Below are 12,051 nucleotides of genomic sequence, written 5' to 3'. Positions count from 1 at the left end.
AAATTCGAGGTCAGCGCCGGAAACCGTTACGCTATGCCGTTGAATTCCCGTATTTCGTCGAGGTAACACCCGTGTTTTCCCAATTCGCCCTGCACGAACGCCTGCTCAAAGCCGTGGCCGAGCTTAAATTTGTCGAGCCTACGCCTGTGCAGACAGCGGCCATTCCCCTGGCCTTGCAAGGGCGTGATCTGCGGGTGACCGCTCAGACCGGCAGCGGCAAGACGGCGGCGTTCGTGTTGCCGATCCTCAACCGCCTGATCGGCCCGGCCAAGGTGCGTGTCGACATCCGTGCCTTGATCCTGCTGCCGACCCGCGAGCTGGCCCAGCAGACGCTGAAGGAAGTGGAGCGCTTTTCCCAGTTCACCTTCATCAAGGCCGGCCTGATCACCGGCGGCGAGGACTTCAAGGTGCAGGCGGCGATGCTGCGCAAGGTCCCGGACATCCTCATCGGCACCCCAGGGCGGCTGATCGAGCAGTTGAACGCGGGCAACCTCGATCTCAAGCATGTGGAAGTGATCGTCCTCGACGAAGCCGACCGCATGCTCGACATGGGCTTTTCCGAGGACGTGCAGCGTCTGGTGGAAGAGTGCCCGAGCCGTCAGCAGACCTTGTTGTTCTCCGCCACCACGGGCGGTGCCGGCCTGCGCGACATGATCGACAAGGTCCTCAAGGACCCCGAGCACCTGATGATCAACAGCGTCAGCCAGCTCAGCGAAGGCACCCGCCAGCAGGTCATCGCGGCCGATCACAATGTGCACAAAGAGCAGATCCTCAACTGGCTGATGGCCAATGAGACCTACCAGAAGGCAATCATTTTCACCAACACCAAGGCCATGGCCGACCGCCTGTACGGGCGCCTGGTTGCTCAGGACTACAAGGTGTTCGTGCTGCACGGCGACAAGGACCAGAAGGACCGCAAGGCTGCCATCGACCGCCTCAAGCAGGGCGGGGTGAAGATTCTGGTGGCCACCGATGTGGCGGCCCGTGGCCTGGATGTCGAAGGCCTGGACATGGTCATCAACTTCGAAATGCCCCGCAGCGGTGACGAGTACGTGCACCGCATTGGCCGTACCGGCCGTGCCGGCAACCAGGGCCTGGCCATCTCGCTGATTTCCCACGGCGACTGGAACCTGATGTCCAGTGTCGAGCGCTACCTCAAGCAGAAATTCGAGCGCCGGGTGATCAAGGAAGTCAAAGGCAGCTACACCGGGCCGAAGAAGGTCAAGGCGTCGGGCAAGGCGGTCGGTGTGAAGAAGAAAAAGACCGACAAGAAAACCGACAAGAAGGCCGTGGCCAAGACCCCGACCAAGCGCAAGACGGTCAACCGGCCGAAGGCCGACGCGCCCTCGCTGGTCAGCCAGGATGGTCTGGCGCCGCTGCGCAAGCGCAAACCGGCTGCACCCGCCGCCGAGTAAGCCGGCCGCGCCTGCCCGCCGTTCGGAACGGCGGGCGGGCTGTCGGGTCACAACTGATGCATGACCCTTTCACTCGAGTGTTGGAGGTTTCATCAGCATGGATACCCCGAAAAAATACAATTGGGACCTGATCGAACGTCTGCTTCATGAAGTGCAGAACGGTGCCGACCGCAGTTTCACCCCCCGTCCTTATGCCGAACAGCATGCCGCCGCCCAAGCTGCGCAGGGCAGCGCCGTGGGCGATCTGGACCGGTTGAAGGCAGACGCCGGCTTGTATGAAAAGCTGCTGCTTGAGCGTGGCTTCATCGATCCGCGGCCGGAGGGCGACGGTGGCAATGGCGAAAACTTCGTGTTGACCCTGCGCGGATCGAGCCTGTTGAGCCTGCTGGACAGCAGCATCCCCGGCAACGATCACCCGCGCCAGGTGCTTGATGACCAGGCCGATGCGCTGGATCCGGCTATCTTTGATGAGGTGGCCAGCCAGGCGCAGATTGCGGGTGGGGCGGTGTAGGTTTCAAAGGCCTCGTCGCGAGCAAGTTCGCGCTCGAGCTTGTTCGTGAAGAGGCCAGGCCTGCCCCCCATGTCGCTCCCCAAAGAGGCCTGGCCAACAACCCTGCACCGCTTTTGCGCACTGAAGCGCGTCTATATCCCCCAAATCCCCTCATTTCTAAAATGGCATACATCCTGCTCTGATCTTGGCTCAACAATCGTATACAACAGTGCTAGCGACTCGCCATGAGCCGTGGCCTTTGTCCCATGGAGGCAAACGATGACCGAGCAACTTCCCCCGGGTTACAGCCCTCGCCTTTACAACGCCGACCTGGGGCCTGTGCCTCAGACGTGGAGCTGGTACAACATTTTTGCGTTCTGGATGAGCGACGTGCACAGCGTCGGCGGCTATGTCTTCGCTGCCAGCCTGTTCGCCCTCGGTCTGGCCAGTTGGCAGGTGCTGATCGCACTGCTGGCCGGCATCTGTATCGTGCAGTTGATCGCCAACCTGGTGGCCCGGCCCAGCCAGCAGGCCGCGGTGCCGTTCCCGGTGATCTGCCGGCTGGCGTTCGGCGTGTTCGGCGCCAATATCCCTGCGGTGATCCGCGGCCTGATCGCGGTCGCCTGGTACGGCGTGCAGACCTACCTGGCCTCCAGTGCGCTGATCATCGTGGTGTTGCGCTTCTTTCCGGGCATGGAGGTCTACACCCACACCATGTTTGCCGGCCTGTCCTACCTGGGCTGGTTCGGCTTTCTCTCCCTCTGGGTGCTGCAGGCGGCGGTGTTCTGGGCCGGTATGGACTCCATCAAGCGCTTCATCGACTGGGCCGGTCCTGTGGTCTACGCGGTGATGTTTCTGCTGGCGGCCTGGATCGTCTGGAAAGCCGGTTGGAGCAATATCAGCTTCACCCTGTCGGAAAAGCAGCTGACGGGATGGGACGCCATCAGCCAGATCATCATCGCCACGGCACTGGTGGTGTCGTACTTCTCGGGACCGACATTGAACTTCGGTGACTTCAGCCGTTATGCCCGCACCATGGCTGACGTGCGTCGCGGCAATTTCTGGGGCCTGCCGGTGAATTTCCTGGCGTTCTCGCTGGTGACCGTGGTGATCGTGTCCGGGACCTTGCCGGTGTTCGGCGAGATGCTCCACGACCCGATTGCCACGGTGGCCCGCATCGATAACAGTGTCGCGGTGTTGCTGGGTGCCTTTGCCTTCGTCACGGCCACCATCGGCATCAATATCGTCGCCAACTTCGTTTCCCCGGCCTTCGACTTTGCCAACGTTTCCCCGAGCAAGATCAGCTGGCGCGCCGGCGGCATGATTGCCGCCGTGGCCTCGGTGTTCATCACGCCGTGGAACCTGTTCAACAACCCGGCGGTGATCCACTACACCCTGGATGTGTTGGCGGCCTTTATCGGCCCGCTGTTTGGCATCCTGCTGGTGGACTATTACATCATCAGGAAGCGCCAGATCGACGTACCGGCGCTGTTCGATGACAGCCCGTCCGGCCGTTACTATTACACCAAGGGTTTCAACCGCACGGCGATCTTTGCGTTGATTCCGGCGACGCTGATGGGAGTGGCGATTACCTTCATCCCCTGGCTCGGCGTGCTGGCCAACTTCGCCTGGTTCACAGGTTGCGGTCTGGGGGCGCTGTTCTACCTGGGGCTGGCCTGGCGCGAGCGCAGCCGCTATCAGGTCGGTCTTGGTGCCGTGGCGCACAGCTGATTGTGCTTTTGGAGTGGAAAAGCAATGCCCCGGCTGAGTCCGGGGTTTTTTGTGTCAGAACGGGTGGACCGTTCGGCGGAAACTCAGGCGTCGGAACAAAAGACGGACAGGCTCGGTCTACATCTGTAATTGGCCGCCCAAGCAGGTTGTCCGGCACTTGAAGCCTGAAACCTTGGCGCCAGAATCTGGTCATTGGTCTGAATGCAGCATTTCGTCACACTAATTTGTGGTATCAAATGTTGTCCGAAGGGATATGATCGATCTGCACTCTGATTAATCACGACTCTGATCAATCACGGCTATGATCAAGACGAAGCGACGACAGAATTCCCGTCGCCCAGGTTTACCCTTGAGGGGGGCATATGAAATCCGACCTGTTTAACTGGCTCCACGACCTGGGTGTCGCGCTTGGCTTGATTCCGCCACCGCTGCAACCTGTGCCTATCCCCACGGAAGATGATCGTCGTCGGCGACAGCCGCGCCGCTGAACCTTCACAGACAAAAGGGCGGACACCCGCAAAGGTGCCCGCCCTTTTGTTCGATCGCTTCAGCGTCAAGCCGCGCGAGTGGCGCCCGCTGCCTTCAGCACCGCTTGGCTGCGAGGGTCCGCAGGGCCGTAGACCTCGGGTGACTCAGGGAACAGGCTCAGCAGCGCCAGGTACACCAGCGCGGCCAGGCCCAAGGTTACCGGCAAGCTGATGTCGATGCCGCCCGCCAGGTTGCCCAGCGGGCCGACGAACTGCCCTGGCAGGTTGACGAAACACAGCCCCACCAGCGCACTCGGTACCCACGCCCCCATCCCCCGCCAGTTCCAGCCATGGTTGAACCAGTAGCGCCCGCCGGTTTCGCCGCGGGTGAACACCTGCAGGTCATCCGGGCAATACCAGCCGCGGCGCGTCAGCAGTCCCAGCAGCATGATGACCATCCAGGGTGTGGTGCAGGTAATGATCAGCACTGCGAAGGTCGACACGCTCTGCACCAGGTTGGCGGCAAAGCGACCGATGAAGATGAAGGCAATCGACATCAGCCCGATCAGCAGCGTGGCCTTGACCCGGGACAGCACCCGCGGGAACACGCTGGACATGTCCAGGCCCGTGCCATACAGCGAGGTGGTCCCGGTGGACATACCGCCGATCACTGCCAGCAGGCACACGGGGACGAAGAACCAGGTGGGTGAAACCGCCAGCAGGCCGCCGACATAGTTGTTGCTGGCGATGTAGTCCGGGGCCTTGACCGCCACGATGGTCGCGGTGGCCAGGCCGAACAGGGTCGGCAACAAGGTGGCGAGCTGGGCGAGAATCACGGCCCCGAGGATCCGCGAGCGGGCCGTTTCACGGGGAATGTAGCGTGACCAGTCGCCAAGGAACGCGCCGAACGAGATCGGGTTGCTCATCGACACCAGCGCAGCGCCGATAAAAGCGGCCCAGAAGCCCGGCTGGCCCAGGTTGACGGTGCCCGCATAGGCACTGTCGAAGGTCGGTGCAAATGCCACCACCCCCAGCAGAAACAATACGCTGGCCACCGACACGGCAATCTTGTTCACCCACAGCATGAAGCGGAAGCCGTAGATGCACACGATCAGCACCAGCAGGGCGAACAGGCCGTAGGCCAGACCCAGGGTCAGGTCGGTTTCCGGCAGGCCGATCAGGCGCTTGGCCCCGCCGACCAGGGCGTCACCCGAACTCCAGACCGAGATCGAGAAAAACGCGATGGCGGTCAGCAGCGACAGAAACGAGCCGACGATGCGCCCGTGCACACCGAAATGCGCACCGGAGGACACGGCATTGTTGGTGCCATTGATGGGCCCGAACAGGCCCATGGGCGCCAGAATCAGTGCCCCGACGACGATCCCCAGTACCACCGCCCAGACCCCGGCCTGGAAGGAGAGGCCGAACAGCACGGGGAAACTGCCGAGTACGGCGGTGGAGAAGGTGTTGGCGCCGCCGAAGATCAGGCGGAACAGGTCCAGCGGGGTGGCGTTGCGTTCATGGTCGGGTATCTGTTCGACCCCGAAGGTTTCTATCTGGCTGATGCTCTGGTTCATGCTGTCATTTTTCGAGTTGTTATGAGTCATGGTCTGCTCCGGTCATTGCCGCGCTCACGTCCATGAGCGCTGCTGGCTAAGGGGAGGGCAGTACGGAAAGGTGTTCGTGACAGGCCAGCCAGCGGCCTGTAGGTTGATCTTGTTGTGATGGCGCGCGACGAAACACAATGGTCTCCCGCTCCTGACTGGCATACAGCTCCCCTTGCAAGCGCAGCTCTGTGGCCACGTTGTGCATGAAAATCGCGACCTCGCCCTGCAGGCTGACAACGCCCTGGCTCGAGGTGCAGGAAAGCACCTCGAAACCGTCGTCCCGGCGCCAGCCGTCCCACACCTGTTGGTAGGCATCGCGGGACAGCAGCGGCTGCTCGACGTTGTGAAAGACAAAGCTGGCGTCTTCGCTGAAAGCCCCGAAATACGCGTCGCGGTCATTGCTGGCGAACGCTGCGACCAGCTCGGCCGCCGCTTGCAGCACCTCGCGCACACTCATCGGTGCACCACACCCGGCAGCACGCAGAGCATCTCGTACAAGAGGTTGGCCCCCAGCAGCGAGGTGTTGCCAGTGGTGTCGTACGGCGGCGAAACCTCCACCAGGTCGCAGCCGACCAGATCCAGGCCCTGGCAGCCACGGATGATCTCGATGGCTTGAATGGTGGTCAGCCCGCCGATTTCCGGGGTGCCGGTACCAGGCGCCCAGGCCGGGTCGATGCCGTCGATGTCGAAGCTCAAATACACCGGACCGCCGCCGACCTTGGCCCGCACTTCTTCCATCAGCGGGGTCAGGGATTTGTGCCAGCACTCTTCGGCCTGGACCACGCGAAAGCCTTGCTTGCGGCACCAGTTGAAGTCGTCGGCGGTGTAGCCCTGGGCCCGCAGGCCGATCTGCACCACGCGGTCGCAGTCCAGCAGGCCTTCTTCGACGGCGCGGCGGAAGGTGGTGCCGTGGGCGATTTTCTCGCCGAACATGTGGTCATTGACGTCGGCATGGGCATCGATGTGCACCAGCCCGACCTTGCCGTGTTTTTTGTGGATGGCGCGCAGGATGGGCAGGGTGATGGTGTGGTCACCGCCCAGCGTCAGGGGAATGGTGCCATGTTCGAGAACCTCATCGTAATGCTCTTCGATGATACGTACCGAGTCCAGCAGGTTGAACGTGTTGATCGCCACATCGCCGATGTCAGCCACTGACAGCGAATCGAAGGGCGCGGCACCCGTGGCCATGTTGTACGGGCGGATCATCACCGACTCGGCGCGGATCGAGCGCGGCCCGAAACGGGTGCCCGAACGCAACGAGGTGCCGATGTCCAGCGGCACGCCGATGAAGGCCGCGTCCAGGCCGGCAGCGCTGGGCATCTGGGGCAGGCGCAGCATGCTGGCGATACCGCCGAAACGCGGCATCTCGTTACCGCCCAGTGGTTGGTGGAGAATCTTGTCCACGGGTTTGCCTCATCAGTAGGGTTATCCAGTGGGGCGAGTCTGCTAAAGGTCCGGGGTGGAAAGAATCCGCACCGGCAAATACTTAGTTCAGAAAATTCTGAACTAATGCACAATTCGCTGACACCGCCTCGCCTGAAGATGTGAACCGATCATGGCCAGCTCCGCCCCCGACCTTAAACTTCTGCGCATCTTCGTCAGCGTGGTACGCCACCAGGGCTTTGCCAACGCCCAGCAGGAGCTCAACCTGTCCACCTCGGCCATCAGCACCTACATGAGCCAGTTGGAAGCCAGCGTGGGTATCGTCCTGTGCCACCGTGGGCGTGGCGGGTTCAGCCTGACCAGCAAGGGCGAGCTGTTTCATCAGGAAACCCTGCGGGTGTTGGGTGAGATGGAGGTGTTCGAGCAGTACACGGCCGCCCTCAAGGGCGAGTTGCGCGGCACCCTCAACCTGGGGGTGATCGACTCCACGGTCAGCGACGGCGGGTTTCCGTTTGCCGAGGCCATTGGTGCCTACTGCCAGGAGTACCCGGCGGTGCATTTGCACCTGTCGGTCTCCAGCCCCTATGAGCTACAGATGGGCGTCCAGGAAAATCGTCTGGACCTGGCCGTCGGCTCGTTTTCCACGCGCATGAGCGGGCTGGTCTACCAGCCGCTGTACCGCGAACAACACTGGCTGTATTGCAGCAGCCGCCACCCGCTGTACCACGAGCGGCGCATTCCCGAAGAAGTCATCACCCAGCAACGCATGGTCGGCCGAGGCTACTGGAGCCAGGCGGAACTGGCCCGGCACGGCTTCAAACACAGCGCAGCCACTGTGGAAAGCATGGAGGCGCAGCTGATTCTGGTGTTGTCGGGGGCTTACATCGGCTACCTGCCGGAGCACTATGCCCAAGGCTGGGCAGACAAGGGCGATCTGCGGGTGCTGTCGCCGGCGACTTTCGGCTATCAGGCGCCGTTCTCCATGATCGTACGGCGAGGGCGTAGCCGGGAGCCGCTGATTCAGACGTTTCGTGATTTGCTCAAGAGTCAGGTGAATCCCCGATAGCTTCGGTCCTGCGCGGCGGTCTGTGTCAAACTACGCCCATGCCCAGACCCCAATGCCCTCGCTGCCAGCGCCCGCAAAGCCTTTGCCTGTGCGCCCTGATTCCGTCGCTGCCCAGCCGCACCCGCGTGCTCATCCTCCAGCACCCCAGCGAAGCGGGCCATGCGTTGAATACGGCGCGCCTGGCCGCTCTGGGTTTGCAGAATGCCGAGTTGCGAGTAGCGGAAGTGTTCGAGGAGCAGACCCGGAGTGAGGAGGGCTATCGCGCCTGCCTGCTGTTTCCTGGCGAAGACTCGACGCCATTGCAACGTTGCGCGGCTGACGCGCAGCCCCTGCTGCTGATCGTCCCCGACGGCACCTGGCGCAAGGCGCGCAAGCTGTTGCACCTCAACCCATGGCTGGCCGCGCTGCCTCGGGTCAGCCTAAGTGCAGCGGCGCCGTCGCGCTATCGGCTGCGCAAGGCGCCGGCCGAAGGCGCCTTGTCCACCATCGAGGCGGTGGCCCAGGCCCTGGACGTGCTGGAGGCGCCGGCGACCTTCGAGGCGTTGCTCAAACCCTTCGACGCCCTCATCGAAGGGCAGATTTCAGCCATGGGCAGCGACACCTACCAACGCAACCATCAACGCCATTCGTGAATCGGCCAGCCGGCCTGTTCAGCGTGTTCGCGCAGCACCGGGTCCGGGTTGACCACCTGGGGGTTGGCCACCTTGAGCAGCAAGGGCAGGTCATTGCGTGAATCCGAGTAGAAACTGGCGCCGTCCAGCGTTTCACCCTGATCATGCAGCCACTCGGCGAGCCGCGTGACCTTGCCCTCGCGGTAGGTCAGCACACCCTCGGTGCGGCCGCTGTAGACGCCATGGCCCACTTCCAGGTTGATCGCCAGCACGTCGTCCACACCCAGTCGGTCGGCAATCGCCTGCACCAGGAACACTGCCGAGGCAGAGATGATCAAGATGCGGTCGCCGCTGGCGCGGTGACGGGCGATGGTGCGCGTCGCCTCGCTGTAGATGATCGGCTCGATGACATCCTCGACCCAGGGCTCCACCAGAAAATCCACTTCCTCGGGCGTGCGTCCGGCCACCGGCTCCAGGCTGAAGGCCATGTAGTCCTCCATGGCGAGCTTGCCTTCGCCGTAGGCCTGCATCAGTTCTTTGTCCTTGCGCAGGAAGGATTCGCCGTCGACCCAGTCCAGGCGCACCATTTGCTCGCTCCACAGGGAAGCGCAGTCGCCGTGGATGAGGGTCTCGTCCAGGTCGAAAATTGCTAAAGCCATTACCGGATGTCTCCTTGAAAAGCTGTCAGGCTACCTCACACAGCGCCTCGGGATCGATCGACAGCGACACGCGCTGACCATTGGGCAGCAGGTCGGAGGCCGAGCGGTTAAGCACATCGACCACCAGTTCCACCTCGCGGGCCATGATCCGGTAGCGAATCACGTTGCCCAGCAGGCTGTGGCTGCGGATCTCGCCTTCCAGCTCGCCGGTGAGGCTCAGGCTGATGGATTCCGGGCGGATGGCCAGGCGCGAGGCGATGGGTCGTTGCAACAGTTTACTCGCGCGCTCGGCATCCAGCAGGTTGTAGCTGCCGATGAAACCGGCGGCGAAGGCGTCCACCGGGGCGGTGTAGAGGCTTTGCGCATCGCCGCTCTGGACGATCTTGCCCTGGTTCATCAGGAAGATCCGGTCGCTCATGGTCAGGGCCTCTTCCTGATCGTGGGTGACGAAAATGGTGGTCAGGTTCAGCTCCTGTTGAATCGCCCGGATCTGTTCGCGCAGGTGCTTGCGGATGCGTGCGTCCAGTGCCGACAAAGGTTCATCCAGCAACAACAGACGCGGACGGGTAACCAGCGAGCGCGCCAGTGCTACCCGTTGGCACTGGCCGCCGGACATCTGATGCGGGTAGCGGTTGGCCAGCGGCGTCAGTTCCACCAGGGCCAGTACCTCGGCCACTCGTTTGCGGCTTTCTTCGGCGCCGACTTTCTGCATGCGCAGGCCAAAGGCGACGTTCTGTTCCACGTTCATGTTGGGGAACAGCGCGTAGCTCTGGAACACCATGCCGATGTCGCGTTTCTGCGGGCTCAAGGGCACCAGGTCGTGGCCGTCGAGCATGATCTTGCCGCTGTTGACCGAGGTCAGCCCGGCGATGCAGCGCAGCAGCGTGGACTTGCCGCAGCCGGACGGCCCCAGCAGGGTGATGAACTCGCCCCGGGCGATGGTGAAGTTGATGTCGCTGAACACCGGCGTGGCGCCGTAGTGTTTTTCCAGCTGTTCGACGCTGACGAAACTCATATTCAGTCCTTGTCCTTGTTCAGTCGGTTGGCGGCCCAGGTCAGCACCAGCACGAAGAGGAAGTAGGAAATCACCAGCGCGCTGTTGAAGTGCCCGCTGCTGTTGCGCATGTTGTTGAGGTACACCTGCAAGGTTTCGTAGCGCGTGCCCACCAGCAGGTTGGCGAACACGAACTCGCCGAACAGGAACGAGAACGACAGCAGCAGCGCCACCATCAGGCCCTTGCGCAGATTCGGCAGCACCACCAGCAGCGCGGCCTGGAAAGTGCTGGCCCCGAGCAACTGGGCCGCGTCCATCAGGTCGCGCAGGTTGATGGCCTGCAGGTTGTTGGTAATGGCCCGGTACATGAAGGGCAGGGCCACGGTGAAGTAGCAGCCGATCAGAATCCACGGCGTACCGACCATGGCCAAAGGGCCTGAACCGTACAGGTTGAGCAACCCCACCGAAGACACGACTGGCGGCACCGCGAAAGGCAACAGGATCAGGATGTTCATCAGCCCGTCGAGCTTGGGGAAGTGGTAATGCACCACGAACAGCAACGGCAGGATCAGCACCACCGAAAGGATCAGCGCGCCGATGCACACCACCAGCGACTGGCCGAAGGCATGCAGAAAGCGCGGGTCGCTCCACAGCGCAGCGTACCATTTGAAGGTCAGGCCGGTGGGCAGAATGGTCGCCGACCATTCCGTGGCGATGGAGTAGAGCAGGGTGCCGGCCAGCGGCGCCAGCAGGATCAGGAACAGCAGCCACACCACCACGCGGTGGTAGAGGGCAACGGGGCTGGCTTCAGTGCGCGACATGGTGGCTCCTCTTCAACAGCCATTGATGGACCACGGTGACCAGGGTCATCAGGCCGACAAGGATGATGGCCAGGGCGCTGGCCAGGTTCGGGTCCAGGCTGATGTCGCCGGCAACCATGGCGGCAATGCGGATCGGCAGCACGTTGAAGTTGCCGGTCGTCAGTGCATACACCGTGGCGTAGGCACCCAGCGCATTGGCCAGGAGAATGACGAAGGTGCCCAGCAGGGCCGGGGTCAGCACCGGCAGGCCGATGTAGCGCCAGTATTGCCAGCTGCTGGCGCCCAGCAAGGCCGAAGATTCACGCCAATCTTCGCGCAGGGAGTCGAAGGCCGGGTAGAGCAGCAAGACGCCCAGAGGGATCTGGAAGTAGGTGTAGAGAATGATCAGGCCGGTCTTGGAGTACAGGTTGAAGTCTTCAATCAGCCCGGCCTGCTTGAGGATCATGGTCAGGCTGCCGTTGAAACCCAGCAGAATGATGAAGGCAAAAGCCAGGGGCACGCCGGCAAAGTTGCTGGTCATGTTGGCGAACGCGCTGACGAAGTCGCGCAGTTTCGAGTCCACCCGGCGCAGCGAATAGCTCCCGAGGATCGCGATGATGATGCCGAACAGGCTGGACCAGAAACTGATTTCCAGGCTCAGTTGAATGGCCTGGCGATAGAACTTCGAGCTGAACGCTTTGACGAAGTTGTCCAGGCCCCAGCCGTCGTCCAGTTGCACGCTGTGCACCGCCACCCAGCCCAGCGGGGCGATCTGGAAGACCAGGAAGAAGGCGGCAAAGGGCAGCAGAAACAACAAGGCCATGCCAC

13 protein-coding genes are annotated in these 12,051 nt (G+C 62.4%); 6 read left to right on the top strand and 7 right to left on the bottom strand.

Annotated features, from left to right (window positions below; all coding sequences use genetic code 11):
• The first annotated feature begins 71 nt into the window (after positions 1-71).
• From HB675_RS05055 to HB675_RS26105, 4 genes are all read left to right on the top strand, one after another.
• The gene (locus HB675_RS05055) at positions 72-1,415 is read left to right on the top strand and encodes a DEAD/DEAH box helicase (protein WP_213876296.1); all 1,344 of its coding nucleotides are present in this window, start codon (positions 72-74) and stop codon (positions 1,413-1,415) included.
• Between the two features lie 97 nt (positions 1,416-1,512).
• Positions 1,513-1,926: a transcriptional regulator gene (locus tag HB675_RS05050; RefSeq protein WP_213876294.1), complete on the top strand. Its 414-nt coding sequence runs from the start codon at positions 1,513-1,515 to the stop codon at positions 1,924-1,926.
• A 258-nt stretch (positions 1,927-2,184) separates the two neighbouring features.
• Complete coding sequence (locus HB675_RS05045) at positions 2,185-3,636, top strand: NCS1 family nucleobase:cation symporter-1 (protein WP_213876292.1); 1,452 nt, start codon at positions 2,185-2,187, stop codon at positions 3,634-3,636.
• 362 nt (positions 3,637-3,998) lie between these two features.
• Positions 3,999-4,124 (top strand): PA1414 family protein, encoded by a 126-nt coding sequence (locus HB675_RS26105; protein WP_345945746.1) that lies wholly within the window; start codon positions 3,999-4,001, stop codon positions 4,122-4,124.
• Between the two features lie 65 nt (positions 4,125-4,189).
• Here the strand turns inward: HB675_RS26105 and HB675_RS05040 are convergent, their stop codons facing one another.
• Genes HB675_RS05040 through speB form a run of 3 tightly spaced genes read right to left on the bottom strand, consistent with a single transcriptional unit; the run spans position 4,190 to position 7,114 of the window.
• Entirely contained in the window at positions 4,190-5,710 is a 1,521-nt protein-coding gene (locus HB675_RS05040) for a cytosine permease (protein ID WP_213876290.1), read from the bottom strand.
• A 46-nt stretch (positions 5,711-5,756) separates the two neighbouring features.
• The gene (locus HB675_RS05035) at positions 5,757-6,167 is read right to left on the bottom strand and encodes a nuclear transport factor 2 family protein (protein ID WP_213876288.1); all 411 of its coding nucleotides are present in this window, start codon (positions 6,165-6,167) and stop codon (positions 5,757-5,759) included.
• Complete coding sequence (speB, locus tag HB675_RS05030; RefSeq protein ID WP_213876286.1) at positions 6,164-7,114, bottom strand: agmatinase; 951 nt, start codon at positions 7,112-7,114, stop codon at positions 6,164-6,166. Before speB ends, HB675_RS05035 begins: the two co-directional genes overlap by 4 nt.
• 151 nt (positions 7,115-7,265) lie before the next feature.
• Here speB and HB675_RS05025 point away from each other — a divergent pair, with 151 nt between their 5' ends.
• Together HB675_RS05025 and HB675_RS05020 are read left to right on the top strand one after the other, a co-directional pair.
• Positions 7,266-8,159 carry a LysR family transcriptional regulator gene (locus HB675_RS05025; protein ID WP_213876285.1) on the top strand — a complete coding sequence of 298 codons (894 nt, stop codon included), beginning with the start codon at positions 7,266-7,268 and terminating at the stop codon, positions 8,157-8,159.
• A 38-nt stretch (positions 8,160-8,197) separates the two neighbouring features.
• Positions 8,198-8,791: a DTW domain-containing protein gene (locus HB675_RS05020; RefSeq protein ID WP_213876283.1), complete on the top strand. Its 594-nt coding sequence runs from the start codon at positions 8,198-8,200 to the stop codon at positions 8,789-8,791.
• Here the strand turns inward: HB675_RS05020 and HB675_RS05015 are convergent.
• From HB675_RS05015 to HB675_RS05000, 4 genes are read right to left on the bottom strand one after another with little or no spacing between them, the layout of a single operon-like run.
• The gene (locus HB675_RS05015) at positions 8,776-9,429 is read right to left on the bottom strand and encodes an HAD family hydrolase (RefSeq protein WP_213876281.1); all 654 of its coding nucleotides are present in this window, start codon (positions 9,427-9,429) and stop codon (positions 8,776-8,778) included. The two genes, HB675_RS05020 and HB675_RS05015, sit on opposite strands and share 16 nt — an antisense overlap.
• A gap of 25 nt (positions 9,430-9,454) precedes the next feature.
• Positions 9,455-10,444, bottom strand: coding sequence for an ABC transporter ATP-binding protein (locus HB675_RS05010; protein ID WP_213876279.1), 990 nt, complete (start codon positions 10,442-10,444; stop codon positions 9,455-9,457).
• 2 nt (positions 10,445-10,446) lie between these two features.
• Positions 10,447-11,244, bottom strand: coding sequence for an ABC transporter permease (locus tag HB675_RS05005; RefSeq protein WP_213876277.1), 798 nt, complete (start codon positions 11,242-11,244; stop codon positions 10,447-10,449).
• Complete coding sequence (locus HB675_RS05000) at positions 11,231-12,046, bottom strand: ABC transporter permease subunit (RefSeq protein ID WP_213876574.1); 816 nt, start codon at positions 12,044-12,046, stop codon at positions 11,231-11,233. Before HB675_RS05000 ends, HB675_RS05005 begins: the two co-directional genes overlap by 14 nt.
• Positions 12,047-12,051: the final 5 nt, after the last annotated feature.

Source organism: Pseudomonas sp. dw_358 (assembly GCF_018449655.1).
In the GTDB taxonomy this organism is placed as follows: domain Bacteria; phylum Pseudomonadota; class Gammaproteobacteria; order Pseudomonadales; family Pseudomonadaceae; genus Aquipseudomonas.
Note: the sequence above shows the minus strand (reverse complement) of the source record. Positions and strands in the feature narration are given on the sequence as shown.